Annotated in this window: 18 protein-coding genes; 6 read left to right on the plus strand and 12 right to left on the minus strand. The window is 64.2% G+C overall.

Annotated features, from left to right (window positions below; translation table 11 throughout):
- Positions 1–4: 4 nt before the first annotated feature.
- Positions 5–478 carry a tRNA (adenosine(37)-N6)-threonylcarbamoyltransferase complex ATPase subunit type 1 TsaE gene (gene tsaE, locus SB765_RS05415; protein WP_016501886.1) on the minus strand — a complete coding sequence of 158 codons (474 nt, stop codon included), beginning with the start codon at positions 476–478 and terminating at the stop codon, positions 5–7.
- Positions 466–1326 carry an NAD(P)H-hydrate dehydratase gene (locus tag SB765_RS05420; RefSeq protein ID WP_410931059.1) on the minus strand — a complete coding sequence of 287 codons (861 nt, stop codon included), beginning with the start codon at positions 1324–1326 and terminating at the stop codon, positions 466–468. The genes tsaE and SB765_RS05420 overlap by 13 nt, the downstream gene beginning before the upstream one ends.
- Positions 1327–1391: 65 nt before the next feature.
- Here SB765_RS05420 and queG point away from each other — a divergent pair, with 65 nt between their 5' ends.
- On the plus strand, positions 1392–2456 hold the full coding sequence (gene queG / locus SB765_RS05425; protein ID WP_341796911.1) for a tRNA epoxyqueuosine(34) reductase QueG: 1065 nt from the start codon (positions 1392–1394) through the stop codon (positions 2454–2456).
- 26 nt (positions 2457–2482) lie between these two features.
- On the opposite strand, the gene SB765_RS05430 is transcribed toward queG, so the two are convergent.
- Complete coding sequence (locus tag SB765_RS05430; RefSeq protein WP_003249516.1) at positions 2483–3094, minus strand: trimeric intracellular cation channel family protein; 612 nt, start codon at positions 3092–3094, stop codon at positions 2483–2485.
- Between the two features lie 91 nt (positions 3095–3185).
- A complete protein-coding gene (orn, locus tag SB765_RS05435; RefSeq protein WP_043198134.1) occupies positions 3186–3728 on the minus strand; it encodes an oligoribonuclease in 543 nt (180 codons plus the stop codon).
- A gap of 152 nt (positions 3729–3880) precedes the next feature.
- On the opposite strand from orn, the gene rsgA reads away from it, so the two are divergent.
- Positions 3881–4912: a small ribosomal subunit biogenesis GTPase RsgA gene (gene rsgA, locus SB765_RS05440; protein WP_341796912.1), complete on the plus strand. Its 1032-nt coding sequence runs from the start codon at positions 3881–3883 to the stop codon at positions 4910–4912.
- Between the two features lie 112 nt (positions 4913–5024).
- Here rsgA and motB read toward each other — a convergent pair whose 3' ends face one another.
- Positions 5025–6047 (minus strand): flagellar motor protein MotB, encoded by a 1023-nt coding sequence (motB, locus tag SB765_RS05445; RefSeq protein ID WP_341796913.1) that lies wholly within the window; start codon positions 6045–6047, stop codon positions 5025–5027.
- A 3-nt stretch (positions 6048–6050) separates the two neighbouring features.
- Positions 6051–6902, minus strand: coding sequence for a flagellar motor stator protein MotA (motA, locus tag SB765_RS05450; protein ID WP_016489455.1), 852 nt, complete (start codon positions 6900–6902; stop codon positions 6051–6053).
- A 130-nt stretch (positions 6903–7032) separates the two neighbouring features.
- Between motA and SB765_RS05455 the strand changes: the two genes are divergently transcribed.
- The 3 genes from SB765_RS05455 to asd are packed head-to-tail and all read left to right on the plus strand — an operon-like array spanning position 7033 to position 10295.
- Positions 7033–8568, plus strand: a complete 1536-nt coding sequence (locus SB765_RS05455; RefSeq protein WP_341796914.1) for an HDOD domain-containing protein — start codon at positions 7033–7035, stop codon at positions 8566–8568.
- Between the two features lie 44 nt (positions 8569–8612).
- Positions 8613–9422, plus strand: coding sequence for a rhodanese-like domain-containing protein (locus SB765_RS05460; RefSeq protein WP_341796915.1), 810 nt, complete (start codon positions 8613–8615; stop codon positions 9420–9422).
- 9 nt (positions 9423–9431) lie between these two features.
- Positions 9432–10295, plus strand: coding sequence for an archaetidylserine decarboxylase (gene asd / locus SB765_RS05465; protein ID WP_024717361.1), 864 nt, complete (start codon positions 9432–9434; stop codon positions 10293–10295).
- Between the two features lie 299 nt (positions 10296–10594).
- Here the strand turns inward: asd and serB are convergent, their stop codons facing one another.
- Positions 10595–11809, minus strand: a complete 1215-nt coding sequence (gene serB, locus SB765_RS05470; RefSeq protein ID WP_341796917.1) for a phosphoserine phosphatase SerB — start codon at positions 11807–11809, stop codon at positions 10595–10597.
- A gap of 134 nt (positions 11810–11943) precedes the next feature.
- Here serB and SB765_RS05475 point away from each other — a divergent pair, with 134 nt between their 5' ends.
- The gene (locus SB765_RS05475) at positions 11944–13401 is read left to right on the plus strand and encodes an AhpA/YtjB family protein (RefSeq protein WP_258654178.1); all 1458 of its coding nucleotides are present in this window, start codon (positions 11944–11946) and stop codon (positions 13399–13401) included.
- 168 nt (positions 13402–13569) lie between these two features.
- Here SB765_RS05475 and SB765_RS05480 read toward each other — a convergent pair whose 3' ends face one another.
- The 5 genes from SB765_RS05480 to parE form a co-directional block, all read right to left on the minus strand.
- Positions 13570–14280, minus strand: a complete 711-nt coding sequence (locus tag SB765_RS05480) for a membrane integrity-associated transporter subunit PqiC (RefSeq protein WP_063423446.1) — start codon at positions 14278–14280, stop codon at positions 13570–13572.
- Between the two features lie 172 nt (positions 14281–14452).
- A complete protein-coding gene (gene parC, locus SB765_RS05485) occupies positions 14453–16711 on the minus strand; it encodes a DNA topoisomerase IV subunit A (protein WP_019471318.1) in 2259 nt (752 codons plus the stop codon).
- Between the two features lie 10 nt (positions 16712–16721).
- Positions 16722–17240 carry a TIGR02281 family clan AA aspartic protease gene (locus SB765_RS05490; protein WP_410911046.1) on the minus strand — a complete coding sequence of 173 codons (519 nt, stop codon included), beginning with the start codon at positions 17238–17240 and terminating at the stop codon, positions 16722–16724.
- The gene (locus tag SB765_RS05495) at positions 17237–18223 is read right to left on the minus strand and encodes an esterase-like activity of phytase family protein (protein ID WP_041167913.1); all 987 of its coding nucleotides are present in this window, start codon (positions 18221–18223) and stop codon (positions 17237–17239) included. Before SB765_RS05495 ends, SB765_RS05490 begins: the two co-directional genes overlap by 4 nt.
- Entirely contained in the window at positions 18220–20124 is a 1905-nt protein-coding gene (parE, locus tag SB765_RS05500) for a DNA topoisomerase IV subunit B (RefSeq protein ID WP_410911045.1), read from the minus strand. Before parE ends, SB765_RS05495 begins: the two co-directional genes overlap by 4 nt.
- Positions 20125–20131 lie beyond the last annotated feature (7 nt).

A 20131-nucleotide genomic window follows, 5' to 3' on the forward strand; every position in this document is an offset into this window, starting at 1 on the left:
CCACTTACTGTTTATAGTGTTTGGCCAGTGCCATGCACCAGGCCTCGCCGCGAGCCCCCTGCGGCGAAAGGATCAGCGAGCGTCCGCCCGCTTGGGGGCTTATGGTAATGGTCAGGTCAGGCTTTGGCAAAACGCCCGCACCCTTTTGTGGCCACTCGAACAGGCACAGCGGGTCGCCCTCGAAATAGTCACGAATCCCCATGAACTCCAGCTCCTCCGGATCGACCAGGCGATACAGGTCGAAATGGAAGGCTCGCACCTCACCGATTTCGTAGGGTTCGACCACGGTGAAGGTCGGGCTTTTCACTGCACCTGTATGGCCCAGGCCACGGATCAGCCCTCGGGAAAGCGTAGTCTTGCCCGCACCCAGGTCGCCCTCAAGAAAGATCACGCCGCGACCGCCGGTCACCTCGGCCAGTGCTGCACCAAACTTGACCGTGGCGTCTTCATCGGCCAGAAACAAGGTTATGCCAGACACGCAGAATGCTCCTCCAGTAACTCACGAATGACCGGCGCCAGATCACTGGCCGCCAAGCCTCTACCTTTTACACCCAGCCGCTCGCCTGCACAGGCATGCAACCACACCCCCAGGCCAGCGGCCTGCCAGGCATCCAGCCCTTGGGCCAACAACGCCGCCAGCACACCGGTCAGCACATCGCCAAAGCCGGCCCCGGCCATGGCCGGGTGGCCTCGTTCGCACAGCATCAGTTGCCCGGCCGGGTCGGCCACCAGGGTGCCGGCGCCCTTGAGCACGCAAACGCTGTTGTAACGGCGCGCCAGCTTGCGCGCAGCGCCCTGGCGGTCGGCCTGTACCGCTTCGGTGGAAATACCCAGCAGCCGCGCCGCCTCCCCCGGATGCGGGGTGAGGATGCTGCCACTGGGCAGAGCCAGAGGGGTACGCGCCAGCAAATTCAGGGCATCGGCGTCCCACACCTGCGGCTGTTCGGCGTTGGCCACTGCCGAGAGCAGGCTACGCCCCCACGCCGCCTGCCCCAACCCCGGGCCCACCACCAGCACCGAGGCGCGCTCCAGCACGCCCATCAACTGATTGGCCGAGCTGACGCCCAGGCACATGGTTTCGGGCAGACGGGCCAGGCTCGCGCTCACATGCTCATTTCGCGTCGCCACGCTGACCAGCCCGGCGCCGCTGCGCAGGGCGGCTTCAGCGCTCAACAGCACAGCGCCGCCTGTGCCCAGATCGCCACCGACCACCAGCACATGGCCGAAGTCGCCTTTATGGGCATACACAGGCCGCGTCGGCAGGTGCGCGACGGTCACGCTGCTGAGCGATTGCGGGGCATGGCTGGGGTGTTTGGTCTGCGGCATGGGGTCAAAGGCTCCAATGTCTGGCAGAATTATACGCACCTGAGCCCGTATTGCCTTGCCCATCCATGTCCAGCTGCACACCTGACCTCGCCCAACTGGCCCAATCGATCAAGATTTGGGGCCAGGAACTCGGTTTTGCCCATGTCGGCATCGCCGGGGTCGACCTTGGCGAACACGAACACCACCTGCAGCGCTGGCTCGATGCCGGCTACCAGGGCGAAATGGAGTACCTGGGCGCGCACGGCAGCAAGCGCTCGCACCCCGACCAACTGATTCCCGGCACGGTGCGGGTGGTCTCGCTGCGCATGGACTACCTGTCCGGCGACACACAGATGGCGCAGCGCCTGGCACAGCCGGAAAAGGCCTACATATCGCGCTATGCACTGGGCCGGGACTACCACAAGCTGGTGCGCAAGCGCGTGCAATTCCTGGCCGACCGCATCCAGGAAGCCATCGGCCCGTTCGGCTACCGCGCATTCGTCGACAGCGCGCCGGTACTGGAGAAGGCCCTGGCCGAACAGGCCGGGTTGGGCTGGATCGGCAAGAACACCCTGCTGCTCAACCGCAAGGCGGGCAGTTACTTCTTCCTTGCAGAGCTGTTTGTCGATTTGCCGCTACCGGTGGACGAAGCGACTACCAGCGAGCACTGCGGGCGCTGCCAGGCCTGCCTGGACATCTGCCCGACCCAGGCGTTTGTCGGGCCCTATGTGCTGGATGCGCGGCGTTGCATCTCGTACCTGACCATCGAGCTGAGAGGCGCGATCCCTGTCGAGTTGCGCGCAAAGATGGGCAACCGGGTGTTCGGCTGCGATGACTGCCAGATCGTCTGCCCGTGGAACCGCTTTGCCAAGCACAGCCAGGAACAGGACTTCCAGCCGCGGCACGGGCTGGAGAATGCCGAGTTGGCGCAGATGTTCCTGTGGGATGAGCGCACCTTCCTGCGCAAGACTGAGGGCGGGCCGTTGCGGCGGGCGGGGTATGAGCGATTCTTGCGCAACCTGGCGGTGGGGTTGGGCAACGCCCCTTCCACCATTCCTGTGATCGAGGCGCTGAAGGCCCGGCGCGAGGATGAATCAGAACTGGTGCGCGAGCATGTGGAGTGGGCATTGGCCCGTCACGGCATTCAATAACGGGGGCCGCTTTGCGGCCCCATGTGTCACTGCTGGTCGTTGTAGTGGAACTTGGGCATTTCCCAGTGGAAGCGGATCGCCAGCAACCGCACCAGGAACCCGCCAAACAAGGTCAGCAGCATCGCCTGCTCTGCCGGCACCTTGAAATACACGCACCCCAGGTAGAACCATGCCGCCGCAAACGACACGCTGGCATACAGCTCGCGGCGGAACACCAGTGGAATGTCGTTGCAGAAGATATCCCGCAAGATCCCGCCAAATACCCCGGTGATCACCCCACTGATCGACGCCACCAGCATGCCCTGCCCCATCTCCAGCGCGGTCATGCAGCCGATCAGGGTAAAGGCCACCAGCCCCAGGGCATCGAGCACCAGGAACAGCGAGCGCAGGCGGCGCATCATCGGGGCAATGAAAATGGTCAGCAACGCCGCAAAGCTGGTCAGCACCAGGTACTCCGGGTGCTTCACCCAGGTCAGCGGGTAATGCCCGAGCAGCACGTCGCGCACCGAACCGCCACCCAGCGCGGTGACGCAGGCGATCAGCACCACGCCAAACCAGTCCATGCCGCGGCGCCCGGCAGACAACGCGCCGGTCATGGCTTCGGCGGTGATAGCGATGAGGTAGAGCATCAACAACATGGCGCGGGTCCGTGCGAGAAAGGCGCGCAGTCTAACCAGTTGCCCAGGGCACCAAAAGGGGGCGCAGATACAATATCTGCGCCTTTTCGGCTCACACCTTGATGAAATGCTCGCGGTAGTGGCGCAGTTCGGCGATCGATTCGCGGATATCGTCCAGCGCCAGGTGGGTGTTGCCCTTCTTGAAGCTGTCACGCACGTCCGGCGCCCAGCGCGCGGCCAGCTCTTTCAGGGTGGAGACATCCAGGTTGCGGTAGTGGAAGTAGTTTTCCAGATTGCGCATGTGGCGATAGAGGAAGCGGCGGTCCTGGCAGATGCTGTTGCCGCAGATTGGCGACTTGCCTTTCGGCACCCACTGCTCGAGGAAGGCGATGGTCTGCGCCTCGGCTTCAGCCATGCTGACCTTGCTCTCGCGCACGCGCTGGGTCAGGCCCGAAGCACCGTGGGTGCGGGTGTTCCATTCGTCCATGCGCGCCAGCACTTCGTCACTGTGGTGGATGGCGATCACCGGCCCTTCCGCCAGGGTGTTCAGCTCGCTGTCGGTGACGATGGTGGCCATCTCGATGATGACATCGCTGTCCGGATCCAGGCCGGTCATTTCCAGGTCGATCCAGATCAGGTTCTGTGGGTTTTGCATGCAGGGCTCCTCATATAGGCCGTCATATTAGCCTAGTGGCCAAAAGCACGCCCATTCACCGCTTCAAAGGTAAGCGCCATGGTCCAGCGCCTGGCGTGCTAAACTGCCAGCCGTTTTCAATGCCCTGCCCGGGCCTTCCACACGGTACCTTCATGGCCAAACGCCAGCTCAATCGCCGCCAGAACTGGCGGATCGAAAAAATCCAGGGCGAGCGCGCCGCTCGCGCCGCCAAACGCGAGCAGCATGCGCTGCAGGAACTGGAAGGCGGCGACCTGGGGCCAGAGCAACTGGGCCTGGTGATCGCGCACTTTGGCGTGCAGGTAGAAGTTGAAGCCCAGGATGGCGAAACCGCAGGCCAGGTGTTCCGCTGCCATTTGCGCGCCAACCTGCCGGCGCTGGTCACTGGCGACCGTGTCGTGTGGCGTGCGGGTAACCAGGGCATCGGCGTAATCGTGGCGCAGATGCCGCGCAGCACCGAGCTGTGCCGGCCGAACAACCACGGTCAACTCAAGCCGGTGGCCGCCAACGTCGACCTGATCGTGATTGTGTTCGCCCCTGCTCCCGAGCCGCACCCGAACCTGATCGACCGCTACCTGGTAGCTGCCGAGCACGCTGGCCTGCGCCCGCTGCTGCTGCTGAACAAGGCCGACCTGATCAACGACGAGAATGGCCCCGGCCTGCATGCGCTGCTGGAGGTCTACCGTGAACTGGGCTACCCGCTGCTGGAAGTATCGGCACACCAGGGTGACGGCATGCAGCGCCTGCAACAGCAACTCGACGGCCACATCAGTGTGTTCGTCGGCCAGTCGGGGGTGGGCAAGTCGTCGCTGGTCAACAGCCTGCTGCCAGATGCCGGCACCCGTGTCGGCGACCTGTCGGAATGGTCGGGCCAAGGTACTCACACCACCACCACGGCGCGGCTGTACCATTTCCCTAACGGCGGCGACCTGATCGACTCGCCGGGCATCCGCGAGTTCGGCCTCGGCCATGTCAGCCGCGACGACGTGGAAGATGGCTTCATCGAGTTCCGCGACCTGTTTGGCACCTGCCGCTTCCGCGACTGCAAGCATGACCGCGAACCGGGCTGCGCGCTGCTCAAGGCACTGGACGAGGGGCGCATCAAGCCGCAACGCATGAACAGCTACCGCTCGATCATCGCCAGCCTGAGCGAAGACAGCTACTGATAGGGCAAGGTTGCGCAGACGACCAAGACCGTGAGCGCGCCGCCCCCCTGTGGGAGCGGGCATGCCTGCTCCCACAGGAATAGCGAATTCCTGCAATTAACACAAAAGCCGCTTACTGCTCCTTGGCCTCATCCATCTTCAGCGTGCCATCTTCAAAGATGTTCAGCTTCTGGCGCAGCTCACGCGGTTGCATCGGTGCTTGCTCCGCTTCCGGTGCGGCAGCCCCAGGCACAGGGCCGCTAGCCGGCGGTGCAGCAGGCTCGCCGGCCGGCGCTTCCGGCGCCCCCTGCTCACCCTCGATATTGCGCTGGGCCTTCTTGGTCAGCACGATGATATCGATACGGCGGTTGACTGGGTTGAACGGGTCCTTGCGGTCGAACAGCGACGACGAGGCGTAACCCACCACCCGCGCCACCTGCCCGTCCGGGTAACCACCGGCCACCAGCGCACGGCGCGCCGCGTTGGCACGGTTGGCCGACAGTTCCCAGTTGCCGAACTCACCACTGCCGGCATACGGCTTGGCGTCGGTGTGGCCGCTGATGCTGATCTTGTTCGGCACCGCCTTGATGGTGTCGGCCATGGCCAGCAGGATATCTTCAAAGTAGGGCTGCAAGCGGGCACTGCCGATGTCGAACATCGGCCGGTTCTCGGCATCCATGATCTGGATGCGCAGCCCGTCCTGGGTAATTTCGAACAGGATCTGGTCCTTGAACTTCTGCAGCTGCGGGTTCTCTTCCACCTTGTTCTGCAGTTCCTGCAGCAGCAACTCCAGGCGCTCGCGCTCGACCTGCTCGGCCATGGTCTCGACCTGGTCCTTGCTCAGCTGGGTCGTGCTCTCGGGCATCGGCTCGGATTTCACTTCCGGGTTGATGGTTTTCTCCGGCGCCAGTTCAGGCGAGCCGCCCAGGTCGATGACATAAGGCGTACCGCTTTCCGAGAAGCCGATCGGGTCCTTGAAGTAACCAGCAATGGCAATCTTCTGCTCCGGCGTGGCCGTGGACATCAACCACAGCACCAGGAAGAACGCCATCATTGCCGTAGCAAAGTCGGCAAATGCGATTTTCCAGGCGCCGCCGTGGTGGCCGCCGCCAAAGCGCTTGACGCGCTTTACGATGATGGGCTGATTGTTTTCCATGACTCAGCGACCGCGAACCGCTTGTTCCAGCTCGGCAAAACTTGGGCGATGCATGGGGTACAGCACCTTGCGCCCGAACTCCACGGCCAGCGAAGGTGGCATGCCCGAGGCCGAGGCAACCAGCGAAGCCTTGATCGATTCGTAGAGGTTCAGCTCTTCCTTGGCATCGTGCTCCAGGCACTTGGCCAACGGGCCGAAGAAGCCGTAGGCAGCGAGGATACCGAAGAAGGTACCCACCAGCGCCGCACCCACGTGCATGCCGATGGCCGCCTGGTCACCCTCGCCCAGCGAGGCCATGGTCACCACAATACCCAGTACCGCCGCGACGATACCGAAACCAGGCATGCCGTCAGCGATGCCGGTCACCGCATGGGACGGGTGCTCCAGCTCTTCCTTCATGCTCAGCAGCTCCATGTCGAACAGGCCCTCGAGTTCGTGCGGGGCCATGTTGCCGGTGGACATGATGCGCAGGTAGTCGCAGACAAACGCGGTCATGCGCTCATCGGCCAGTACCGTCGGGTACTTGGCGAAGATCGGGCTGGCGGCGGCGTCTTCGATGTCAGCCTCGATGGCCATCATGCCTTCGCGACGGCTCTTGTTGAGGATCTCGTACACCAGGCCCAGTACCTCCAGGTAGTAGGCATGGGTGAAGCGCGAGCCGAACATCTTCATCGACTTCTTGATGACGTGCATGGTCATGTGGCCAGGGTTGGCCTGCAGGAATGCACCAAAGGCTGCACCGCCGATGATCAGTACTTCGAACGGCTGGATCAGCGCTGCGATCTTGCCGTGGGAGAGCACGTAGCCGCCGAGCACGCTCGCGAATACGACGATGATGCCGATAATTTTAGCCATAGGTTCAAAGCACTTGCTGTCGTGGTCAGGGGAAGAGACGGGAGCTTTAAAACTCTTCTTCTACTTATCGGCAGAACTGCGCCAGACTATAGCCACTCAATGCGAAAAGCCAGTTCGGACTGATGTCAAAATGCCAATTGAAACCAAGGTGCCCGCTCAGGCCCCGCGTACGCTAGAAGCCTGGGTAAAGCTGCTAGAGAGTGTTCGCATCCCCGTGCCGAAGCACAGCTACGACCGGGTCATGGCTGCCATCCACGATAGCCGCCGCTCGCTGCGCGACATCGCCGAACTGATGCAGGATAGCCCGGCACTGGTGCTATCGGTGATGCGCGAAGCCAATCACCCCACCAACGCCAGCCAGGCCGAGCCAGCCGAAAGCCTGGAGGTCGCCCTCAACCGCCTGGGCCTGGAGCGCAGTGAGCAACTGCTCAAGCGCCTGCCCTCGCTGCCGGTCGAAGAAATCCCGCCCGTGCTCAGCCAGTTCCAGCTGATCAGCCAGCACGCCTCGCAGCAGGCCAGCGGCCTGTTCGCCAGCCGCCTGGCACGGCTGTGGCAGGAAATCCACTGGGGCAGCCTGCTGTTCCTGTCACCACTTTGGCCGCTGGCACTGGTCTACCCCAAGCTGCTCGATACCTGGGAGCTGCGGGTTATCCACAAGGGCGAGGACGCCGCCCAGGTAGAGGAAGAGCTGTTTGGCGTGCGAATCATGGCGCTGTGCCAGACCATGGCGGAGTACTGGCGCCTGCCGCAGTGGGTAACCCAGGGTTACCGCCTGCTGCTGGAAGAACGCGAACAGCTGGCCCAGGTGCTGAGCATCGCCCGCGACGAAGACCTGCTCAGCCAGCAGCACCGCCTGGATGCCGAGCCCGGCCTGCGCCGCTGGTTCAACCAGCCGGCCAACACCGTGCTGCTGGCCAACAACCTTGCGCTGGCGGCGCAGGTGGGCTGGGACAACCCGCACCTGCTGCGCTGGCAACTGCTGACGGCGCTGTACCTGCAGACCTCGCTGGAAGACGTGCAGCAGCAAGTGCACCAACAAGCTGCCGCCAGTGCCCGCCGCCACGCCAGGCATGCCCTGTTCCACCCGGCTGAAGCACTGATCTGGCCCTGGCACCAGCGCCGCCCGCACCCGGACATGCTGGCCCCGCCCCCGCCCAGCAGCGACGACCTGGCGCGTTGGCGAAAGCTGTGCCAGGACCTGCTGGCCCAGCCCAGCCCGTTCACCAATACCGTGCACCTCGCCACCCAGGCCCGCGAAGCCCTGCTGGCCTGCGGCATGCAGCGCCTTATGCTGCTGAGCCTGGACAAGGCCAGCGACTACCTGCGCGTGCAGCAGACCGCCGGCTTGCCCAAAGAGGCCGCGGCCCTGGCCCTGCAGGTGTCGCAAAACAAACTGCTGCAAAAGCTGATGGCCCAGGCCGGGCAACTGCGCATTACCCCGGAAAACCACAGCCAGTTTTCGGCCCTGCTGCCTGCCCCGCTGCGTGCGCTGTTCCGCAGCGAGCACGTGCTGCTGCGCTCGCTGGCGGTGAACGATCAGGTGCTGATGCTGATGGTGGCCGACCAGGGCTGCCGGCCCTTGGCCGACATCAGCGTTCAGGCCTTCGGCAAGACCGCGCAATGCACCGAGCGGGCACTGTCGGTGTTTGCCAACCGCAAGGGCTGAGCCTTGCGCTACAATCGCCCCTCTTTCCACACTGGAGACCGTGGATGACTGACTTTTCCGGCCTGCCCCTGGTGATCGAAGCCGCGGACCTGCTGCCACGCCTGGGTTCGCCACAGTTGATCCTGGTCGACCTGAGCAGTGCCAACCGCTATGTCAGCGGGCATATCCCCGGCGCTCGCTTTGTCGAAGGCAAGCGTACCCAGCTTGGCCAGCCTCCAGCGCCGGGCCTGCTGCCGTCCCTGGGCGAGCTGGAAAAACTGTTCAGCGAACTCGGCCACCGCGACGACGCCGTCTATGTGGTGTATGACGATGAAGGCGGGGGCTGGGCCGGGCGCTTCATCTGGCTGCTCGACGTGATTGGTCACAAGGCCTATCACTACCTCAATGGCGGTATCCAGGCCTGGCCGGCTGACACCCTGTCCACCGACGTGCCCGCCAGCGTCAACAGCCCGGTGCACCTGCGTATCGACAACGCCCCCACCGCCACCCGCGAGTACCTGCAAAGCCGCCTGGGCGCCGATGACCTGGTCATCTGGGACGCCCGCGGCCCGCAGGAATTCAGCGGCGAGAAGGTATTGGCTGCCAAGGGCGGGCACATTCCCGGCGCGATCAACTTCGAGTGGACCGCCGGCATGGACCTCAACGACCACTTGCGCATTCGCCAAGACATCAAAAATGTCCTCGAGCAACTGGGCATCACCCCTGACAAGGAAGTGATCACCCACTGCCAGACCCACCGCCGCTCCGGCTTCACTTATCTGGTGGCCAAGGCCCTCGGCTACCCACGCGTCAAGGCCTACGCCGGCTCGTGGAGCGAATGGGGCAACCACCCGGACACGCCTGTAGAAGTTTAAGGAACCTGCATGAAATCCCGTTTGTTCATCATCAGCCAGTACCTGCTGCCGCACCACCTGCTGTCGCGGCTGGCCGGCTGCATCGCCGAGTGCCGCGTGCGCTGGTTCAAGAATGCCTTTACCGCCTGGTTCGCCAAGCGCTACCAGGTAAACATGTCTGAAGCGCTGGTCGAGGACTTGAGCGCCTACGAGCACTTCAATGCGTTTTTCACCCGCGCCCTGAAACCGGGTGCCCGCCCGCTGGACGAAACCCCGGGCGCCATCCTGTGCCCGGCCGACGGTGCCGTCAGCCAGCTCGGCCCGATCGAGCACGGCCGCATCTTCCAGGCCAAGGGCCACGGCTTCAGCGCGCAGGAGCTGCTGGGCGGTGACCCGGCCATGGCAGCGCCGTTCATGGGCGGCGAGTTTGCCACCATCTACCTGTCGCCCAAGGACTACCACCGCGTGCACATGCCGCTGGCCGGCACCCTGCGCGAAATGGTCTATGTGCCGGGGCGCCTGTTCTCGGTCAACCAGACCACCGCAGAGAACGTTCCCGAGCTGTTCGCCCGCAACGAGCGCGTGGTCTGCCTGTTCGACACCGAGCGTGGGCCGATGGCCGTGGTGCTGGTGGGTGCGATGATCGTCGCCTCGATCGAAACCGTGTGGGCCGGACTGGTGACGCCGCCCAAGCGTGAGCTGAAGACCTTCCGTTACGACGAAGCCAGCCGCGCGCCGATCCACCTGGAGAAAGGTGCCGAGCTGGGCCGCTTCAAGCTGGGCTCGACCGCCATCGTGCTGTTCGGGCCGGAGCAGGTGAAGTGGGCTGAGAACCTGGGCGCTGGTTCTGCAGTGCGCATGGGGCAGCTGCTGGCGGCGCCTGCACAGGCTTGACCGTGGTTTTTGCTTCGAGGTGATCGGCGGGGGTTCTCCAGCGCCTGTGAGATCGAGCGCCGCCCGCGCGGCGCTTCGCAGCACAAGGCTGCTCCTACATTTGTTTCAGGCCAATGATTTCTGAGGGGAAGGCGCGCGGTGCCTTGGCGTCCGCCTCGATGTCGCGTGGGACAAACAAGGCGGTCGCGTGCGCTGGTACAGGCTTGACTGGTCAGAAACAGATGCAGGAGCAGCCTTGTGCTGCGAAGCGCCGCGCGGGCGGCGCTCGATTTCACACGCGCTGCAGACTAGACGGCAAACTAGCCGCGGGCGTCGCGGTCGCGCAGGCCCAACAGGTACAGCACGCCATCCAGCCCCAGGGTGGAAATCGCCTGCTTGGCCGACTGGCGCACCAGCGGCTTGGCGCGGAACGCTACGCCCAGGCCGGCGAGCGACAGCATCGGCAGGTCGTTGGCGCCATCACCCACGGCGATGGTCTGCTCCAGCTGCAAGCCTTCTTCACTGGCCAGCTGTTGCAGCAGCTCGGCCTTGCGCTGGGCATCGACGATCGGCTCGACAGCCACACCAGTCACCTTGCCGTCGACTACTTCCAGCTCGTTGGCGAACACATAGTCGATACCCAGGCGCGCCTGCACCTGGCGGGCAAAGTAGGTAAAGCCACCGGACAGGATCGCGGTCTTGTAACCCAGGCGCTTGAGCTCTGCGAACAGGTTTTCGGCACCTTCGGTCAGGCGCAGCGAGGCACCGATTTCGTCCAGCACACCCACATCCAGGCCCTTGAGCAGCGCCATGCGCTCCTTGAAGCTGGCGCGGAAGTCCAGCTCACCGCGCATGGCGCGCTCGGTGATTGCCGCCACCTGCTCACCCACGCCGGCCGCCTTGGCCAGTTCGTCGATGACTTCGGCTTCGATCAGCGTCGAGTCCATATCGAACACCGCCAGGCGGCGGTTGCGGCGGAACAGGTCGTCCTTCTGGAAGGCGATGTCGATGCTCAGCGCTTCGGCCAGGGCAAAGAAGTCGGCACGCAGGGCCTGGGCATCGCTCGGCGCGCCGCGCACGGAGATTTCGATGGCCGCTTTGCCCTTGTCGGTTTCGGCATCCAGCGCCACACGCGCCGACAGACGCTCGATACGCTCGATGGTCAGGCCGTACTGGCTGATCACCGCACTCACCCGCTGCAGTTGCTCTGGGGTGATCTTGCGGCTGAGCAGGGTGACGATGTGGCGCGCCTCGCCCTGGCCGTCAGCCCAGTGCTGGTAGTCCGCCTCGGAAATCGGCGTGTAGCGGGCCTGCAGGTTCAGTTCGTGGGCCTTGGCCTGCACGCCTTGCAGCAGGGCGGTAGCCACTTCGTTGTCCGGGATGTCGACCAGGATACCGAACGACAAAGTGCCGTGCATGACCGCCAGGCCGATGTCGAGGATGCTCACACCGCCCTGCAGCAGGACGCCGGTGATAGCCGCAGTGAGACCGGGACGGTCCTCACCGGTGATGTTGATCAGGACGATTTCGCGCACAACCTGGCTCCGACTTCGATGAAAAATGCGCATTCTACCGATTTTCCGTGACCATCGGGCGCCAACGATACTTTGCCGACAAAACCCGGGTCGCTATACTGCCCCACACTTTCTGCCATTAAGAGCCGAGCTCAGTGAACCGGCCCACGCCCGTCAAACCAGACAATTTCTTCCTGATGATCTATCGTGCCCTGAGTCAACGTCGCGTGCCGCTGGCATTGCGCATCGCTTGCACCAACATCTTCCTGGTCGCGCTGGCGCTGGTGATCTATGCCTGCGTGATGGGCCTGCAGTTCAAGCAGGCCATGCACGAGCAGGCTGATGCCCTTGGCCAGAGCCTGACCACCCAGACCGCCACCTCGGCGACCGAGCTGCTGGTGTCTAACGACATCCTCAGTCTCAACGTGCTGCTGGGCAACCTGGTGAAAAACCCGCTGGTGGCCCACGCGGCCATCTACAGCGTGGACAACCGCATCCTCGCCGAGGCCGGCCAGCGCCCGCGCAACAGCCTGCTGGGCGAGGCAGAGGGCCTGTACCAGACCAAGATCACCTTCCAGGACGTGACGGCCGGGCAACTGCGCATCAGCCTGGACATGAGCCAGTTCCAGCAGCCGATGCTGATCAGCCTGCAGAGCATGGGCATCATGGCGGCAATCCTGCTGGCCCTGGCCCTCAGCCTGAGCCTGCGACAGGGCCGCTATATCACCCTGCCGCTGCTGCAGTTGCGGGTGTGGCTGCGAGACCCCCAGCCCTATACCCCGGCCACCGACCGCCAGGACGAGATCGGCGACATCGCCCGCCAGCTGCACGCGCGCCTGGCCCCGCCGCCGCCACCGGAGCCAGAGCTGGAGGAAGAGGACGACGAGCATTTCGACGACTTCCACGACGCAGCGCCGGCTCCCAAGGCAGCCCCGCGCCCCAAGGTTGCCGCATTGGCCGAGGACGATGACGACGAAGCCTTTGCCGGTTTGCTGGACGACGACAGTGCGCCCAAAGCCGCCCCGGTCGAATCTGACGAGCCGCAGTACAGCGCCGTACTTGCCGTGCAACTGGGCTCACAGGAACAACTGCGCCGCCTGCCGCGTACACGCCTGACCGAGCTGACTGACCGCTACCGCGATTGCCTGGAGCATGCTGCCTCGCTCTACGACGGTGAAACCCACACGCTCAACGACGGCAGCACCCTGGTGCTGTTCCACAGCCGCGACTGTGGCGAGGACTACCTGACCAACGCCATCTGCTGCGGCGAGCTGCTGCGCGCCCTGGGCCATGCCCTGCAGATCGAAGTGGCCGACAGCGGCATCACCCTTCAGCTGCAACTGGGCCTGGTCCTGGGCAACGACCTGCAAGGGCTGGAGCTGGTGGACTTGCTGATGGCCGAAAAGGTCCAGGATGCCCTGGCGCTGTCGCAGCACAGCCGCAACCTGTTGCTGGTGGAGCGGCAGATCAGCGATGACGCGCTGATTCGCCAGCGTGCCCGCATTCGCCCGATTGCCAGCCCTGAGGGTGCCTGCTGTGTGGAGCGTTTGATGGAGCCTTACCCGTCGATGCTGGAGCGCCAGCTGGCGCGCATGCACGAGCGCCGCGCCTGATAGTTTCTCCCTGTGGGAGCGGGCGCGCCCGCGAATCAGGCGCCGCGGTGCATGGCACCGGCTGCGCCGGTGTTCGCGGGCACGCCCGCTCCCACAAAGGCCGCATCTATCCTTTAGGTACAAAAAAGCCCGCAACAAATGCGGGCTTTTTTGTGGGTGTCAGTTCGATCAGAACCGATAAACTTCCATGTCGGTGCGAATCGGCGAGGCCATCGGAATCTTGGATTTCTCCGGCCCCTTTTTGACCTGCACCGGTGCAGCGGGCTTTTTCGGTGCTTCTTCGGCAATCGCCGGCTGGTTGGCCAGCGGCTTGACCGCAGTGCTCAGCTGTTCGGCCAGCTTCTGAAGCAGTTGACCCTGGGCCTGAACTTGCGACGACTCGCTGCCCTCGTGCGGCTGCTCGAGGTGAACGATACGGTTGTCACGCACATGGCCACGGCGATCCAGCAGACGCCACTGGGCATCCAGGATGGCCGGCTGGTTTTTGCCTGAGTCCAGGCGCGTGATCGACAACAGCACCTGCACGTCCGGGCTGAAGCCAGCGGTCGCCGGCGCCAGCACCACGCGCTGGCTGTCCAGGCGCCAGGCAAGTTGACGCACCAGCAGCTGGTCGATATCCGACGAAAGGCTACCCGCCCAGCGGCCGTCAGTCGCCGCGCTCAGGCTGCCGTCGGCTTGACGCTGCAGGAACGTTTCACGCTGAAGGTAATCGGCTACCGATACCGGGCCGAGTACCACGGCCATGCCCGCACTCTGCGACGGCTGGCCAGGATCACCACTGTCGAGCTGATACAGGGCAACCGGCTGATGCATGGTGCACCCGCCAAGGCCCAGCAGGCCAGTCATCAACAGCGCAAATGGAAGGCGCAGAAATTTCATCATCCCATCCAGGCGGCCGCCATAAGGCACACCGCAGTGATACATGTAGATTCAAACGGGCACACGGCCACGCCGGCACCGCAAGGGCCATATCATCCGCGAAATAACCGTCCGACTCCAGCATTTCTGCCCGGAACGGCGCTGAAATTGCCGTTCCAGACATTTCTGCCCGTTACGCCGGCACTTCCACCTGCAACCCATCGACGCGCTGGAAGCCGCGTGGCAGCTTGCTGCCTCGCCGTCCGCGCTCGCCCTTGTAGTGCTCAAGATCGTCCGCTTTCAGAGACAGGGTACGCTTGCCTGCTTGCAATACAAGGGTCGCGCCTTCGGCAATCACGGCCAGATCGGTGACAAATTCTTCACGGCTGGCTACCCGGTCGCCCGGCACGCCAATGATCTTGTTGCCCTTGCCCTTGCCCAACTGCGGCAAATCGCTGACCTTGAACACCAGCAGGCGGCCTTCGGTGGTCACCGCTGCCAGCCAGTCCTGCTCGCGATTGGCCACCGGGCGTGGGGTCATGACCTTGGCACCGTTGGGCAGGCTGAGCAAACCCTTGCCGGCCTTGTTCTTGGCCTGCAAGTCCTCACCCTTGACCACGAAGCCGTAGCCCGCATCCGAGGCAACCACGTACAGCGCGTCGTCCTCCGGCAACAGCACACACTCGAAGGTGGCGCCTGGGGGTGGCGTCAGGCGGCCGGTCAGCGGCTCGCCCTGACCACGTGCCGAGGGCAAGCTGTGAGCCGCCACCGAATAACTGCGCCCCGTAGAGTCGATGAGCACGGCAAACTGGTTGGAACGCCCGGCTGCGGCGGCCTTGAAGCCATCGCCGGCCTTGTACGACAAGCCGGTGGCGTCGATGTCGTGGCCTTTGGCGCAACGCACCCAGCCCTTCTCCGACAGCACCACGGTGACCGGCTCGGTCGGCATCAGCTCGTTTTCAGACAGGGCCTTGGCTTCGACGCGCTCGACGATTGGCGAACGGCGCGCGTCGCCGTAGGTTTCGGCATCCTTGATCAGTTCGCTGCGCACCAGCTTGCGCAGTTTGGCCTCGCTGCCCAGCAGCGCCTGCAGCTTGGCCTGTTCCTTGAGCAGTTCGTCCTGCTCGCCGCGGATCTTCATCTCTTCCAGGCGCGCCAGCTGACGCAGACGGGTCTCGAGGATGTACTCGGCCTGGATTTCGCTCAGCTCGAACCGGGCAATCAGGGCCTGCTTGGGGTGCTCCTCGGTACGGATGATGTGGATCACTTCATCCAGGTTGAGGAATGCGGTGAGCAAACCATCCAGCAGGTGCAGGCGCCGCTCCACCTTGTCCAGGCGATGCTGCAACCGGCGGCGAACAGTGTTGGTGCGAAACTCCAGCCACTCCACCAATATCGCACGCAGGTTCTTCAACTGCGGGCGGCCGTCCAGGCCAATGATATTGACGTTGACCCGGTAGCTGCTCTCCAGGTCGGTGGTGGCGAACAGGTGCTGCATCAGTTCGTCGGCATCCACACGGTTGGAGCGCGGGATGATGACGATGCGGCACGGGTTCTCATGGTCGGATTCGTCACGCAGGTCGGCAACCATCGGCAGCTTCTTGGCCTGCATCTGTGCGGCGATCTGCTCCAGCACCTTGGCCCCGGAGACCTGGTGCGGCAGCGCAGTCACTACGATGTCGCCATCCTCGACGCGGTAAACGGCACGCATGCGGATCGAGCCGCGGCCGCTTTCGTACATCTTGAGGATTTCTGCCCGTGGCGTGATGATTTCCGCCTCGGTCGGGTAATCCGGCCCCTGGATGTGCTCACACAATTGCTCGATGGTGGCCTTGGGCTCGTCGAGCAGGCGCACGCAGGCGCTGGCCACTTCACGCAGGTTGTGCGGCGGCACGTCGGTCGCCATGCCCACGGCGATACCGGTGGTCCCGTTGAGCAGGATGTTGGGCAGGCGCGCCGGCAGCACGGCCGGCTCCTGCAGGGTACCGTCAAAGTTCGGTACCCAGTCCACGGTGCCTTGGCCAACTTCGCTGAGCAGCACTTCGGCGTAGCGCGACAAACGCGCCTCGGTATAACGCATGGCGGCGAACGACTTCGGATCGTCCGGCGCACCCCAGTTACCCTGGCCGTCGACCAGGGTATAGCGGTAGCTGAACGGCTGCGCCATCAGCACCATGGCCTCGTAGCAGGCCGAGTCGCCATGGGGATGGAACTTGCCGAGCACGTCACCGACGGTACGCGCCGACTTCTTGTGCTTGGCATCGGCATCCAGCCCCAACTCGCTCATGGCATAGACGATGCGTCGCTGCACCGGCTTCAGGCCGTCGCCGATGTGCGGCAAGGCGCGGTCCATGATCACGTACATGGAATAGTTGAGGTAGGCCTGTTCGGTGAAGTCAGCCAGCGAGCGGCGTTCGACGCCGTCCAGGCTGAGTTCCAGTGAGTCGCTCATGCGGGCCTCGTCATTTCAGGTTCTGGCGCAACAGCATGGTGCCGCCGCGCTGGGTAAATTCAAGTTGTTTCAGGGCACTCATGCCCAGCAGTACGATGGGCCCGTCCAGGCCCGGCACCACGGTGGCGCGTACGTCCTGCAGCCGGATATCGCCCAGCTGCAGGCTGGCCAGGCGCGTGCGGTAGCCTTCGGCGCGGCCATTGGCGGTGCTGAGCACCACCGGGCTGCCGCGCTCAAGGTTCAGGTCACGGGCCAACACCTCGGGGATCGCCACATCGGTGGCGCCGGTGTCGAGCATGAAATGCACCGCCTGGCCGTTGATGGCGCCATCCACCATGAAGTGGCCCTGGCCGTTGCCCAGCAGGCGCACTTCGACAAAGCCCTCGCCGTGTTCGGATTGCACCTGGGCATTGGGGTTGCGCTTATTGTCTTCCCACTGGCCGAAAAAGCGCGTGGCAAGGAACATCGCGGCCGCCCAGGCGAGGACCATCAGCACCCTGCCCGCCCGTTTGCCCGGCGCCTGGCTCATGACTTGGCGCTCCAGCCACCTTCCGGTGCATCAAAGCGCCAGACGATCGGGCGCGTTTCGCCATCGGCGCGGGCGCCGTTGTTGTTGTCCAGGCCGATCCAGGCGCCCTTGGCATCGATCACAAGGGCTTCGGCCAGGCCGAACGGTTGCGGGTAACGGCGGGCCTCGACCAAGGCGTCGGCAGCAAACGACCAGCAGCGTTCTACTTTGCCGCTGTCGGTATCACGCCGGCAGACCCGGTAGGCATTGCGTTCGAGTGTGAACAGCTTGCCCTCGAACCAGGCCAGGTCGGCAAAATCGCGCGACAGTGCCCGGGCATTGGGCATTTGCGCCGGCTGCATCTCCACCCCGGCCTCGCTCAGCAGCACACAGCTGCGCCCGCAAGTCCACACCGATTGCTGGCGCTCGATGGCCACCAGGCCACGGCGCTCGCGTTCTGCGGCCAGCCACAGGCGATCGCCCGCAGGGTTGATCGCCAAGCCCTCGAACAAAGCATTGAAGTTCAGCAGCATGCCGCTGGCACGGGCCTGACGCACCATGGCCGGGTCGATCTTCAGCCAGTCCGGCTCGCCTTCCAGCGGTAATTGCAACACGGCGGCATGGGCTTCGCTGGCCAGGTACAGGTTACCCGCCTGGTCACAGGTGATGCCTTCGAAATCCAGCTCGCCCCCGCGAATGTACGACGCCGCCCAATTGCGCGACTTGAGGCCCCACGGCAGGCCGCTTTCCGGCGGCGGTGGCGGGGTAAAGGTCAGCGGTTGCGCGCGCCAGGTCGGTTTTTGCTGGTCGAAGCGGTAGATGCGGTCGTCGTCGCGGTCGGACACGCCCCACAGCCCGCCCCGGCATTCCACCAGGCCAGACAGGTTGCCACCACGCATGCCGTCGATCGGGTGCTCGGCACTGAGCTTCAGCTCCGGCCAGTTACCCGCCAGGGCAGGCAAGGTAACCAGCGCAAGGCAAACGGCAAGTACTTGCCGAATCAAACCATGACCTCGGCCAGGTTGCCTTTGGTCTCCAGCCAGTTCTTGCGGTCACCGGCGCGCTTCTTGGCCAGCAGCTTGTCCATCAGTTCGCAGGTGGCCTCAACGTCGTCCAGGGTCAGCTGCACCAGGCGCCGGGTGTTCGGGTCCATGGTGGTTTCACGCAGTTGCGGCGGGTTCATTTCACCCAGGCCCTTGAAGCGGGTGACCTGCGGTTTGCCGCGTTTCTTCTCGGCCACCAGGCGGTCGAGGATGCCGTCACGCTCGGCTTCGTCGAGGGCGTAGTAGATTTCCTTGCCCAGGTCGATGCGGTACAGCGGCGGCATGGCCACGTACACATGCCCGGCCTCCACCAGCGCGCGGAAGTGCTGGACGAACAGCGCGCACAGCAGCGTGGCGATGTGCAGGCCGTCGGAGTCGGCGTCGGCAAGGATGCAGACTTTGCCGTAGCGCAGTTGCGCCAGGTCTGTGGCACCCGGGTCGACACCGATGGCCACGGCGATGTTGTGCACCTCCTGGCTGGCCAGGACTTCGCCACCGTCCACTTCCCAGGTGTTGAGGATCTTGCCGCGCAGCGGCAGGATCGCCTGGTACTCCTTGTCCCGTGCCTGCTTGGCCGAGCCACCTGCCGAGTCACCCTCGACCAGGAACAGCTCGGCACGCATCGGGTCCTGGCCGGCGCAATCGGCCAGCTTGCCAGGCAGCGCCGGGCCTTGGGTGATGCGCTTGCGCTCGACCTTCTTGCTGGCCTTGAGGCGACGCCCGGCGTTGCTGATGGCCAGCTCGGCCAGTTGCATGCCCAGCTCGGGGTGGGCGTTCAGCCACAGGCTGAAGGCGTCCTTGACCACGCCGGAAACAAAGGCAGCCGCCTCGCGCGAGGACAGGCGCTCCTTGGTCTGCCCGGAGAACTGCGGCTCCTGCATTTTCATCGAGAGCACGAAAGAGATGCGCTCCCAGATGTCTTCAGGCGCCAGCTTCACACCGCGCGGCAGCAGATTGCGGAACTCGCAGAACTCGCGCATGGCATCCAGCAGGCCCTGACGCAGGCCGTTGACATGGGTGCCGCCCTGAGCGGTGGGGATCAGGTTGACGTAGCTTTCCTGGACGCTGTCGCCGCCTTCTGGCAACCACAGCAAGGCCCAGTCTGCGGCCTCCTTGTTGCCCGCCAGGCTGCCGCAGAACGGCTCGTCAGGCAGGCGCTGGAACTCGCTGACCGCATCGACCAGGTAGGAACGCAGGCCGTCTTCGTAGTGCCACTCGACCTTCTCGCCACTGGCCTTGTCCTCGAAGCTGACCAGCAAGCCCGGGCACAGCACGGCCTTGGCCTTGAGCACATGCTTGAGGCGGCTGATGGAGAACTTGGGCGAGTCGAAGTACTTGGGGTCGGGGCTGAAGTAGACGCTGGTGCCAGTGTTGCGCTTGCCGACCGAGCCGACCACTTCCAGCTCGCTGGCCTTGAAGCCATCGGCGAAGGACATCTGGTATTCGTTGCCGTCACGCTTGACGCGCACGCGCACCTGGGTCGACAGGGCGTTGACCACCGAGATACCCACACCGTGCAAACCGCCGGAGAACTGGTAGTTCTTGTTGGAGAACTTGCCGCCGGCGTGCAGCTTGGTAAGGATCAGCTCGACCCCGGACACGCCTTCTTCCGGGTGGATGTCCACTGGCATGCCACGGCCATCGTCGCTGACTTCCAGCGAGTGGTCGGCATGCAGGATGACCTGCACCGAACGGGCGTGGCCGGCCAGGGCTTCGTCGACACTGTTGTCGATGACTTCCTGGGCCAGGTGGTTGGGGCGGCTGGTATCGGTGTACATGCCCGGCCGCTTGCGGACCGGGTCAAGGCCCGAGAGGACTTCGATGGCGTCTGCGTTATAGGCGCTAGCGCTGGGATTGGCCATAGGGTCT

This window comes from Pseudomonas sp. SIMBA_067, from assembly GCF_046534675.1.
In the GTDB taxonomy this organism is placed as follows: domain Bacteria; phylum Pseudomonadota; class Gammaproteobacteria; order Pseudomonadales; family Pseudomonadaceae; genus Aquipseudomonas; species Aquipseudomonas putida.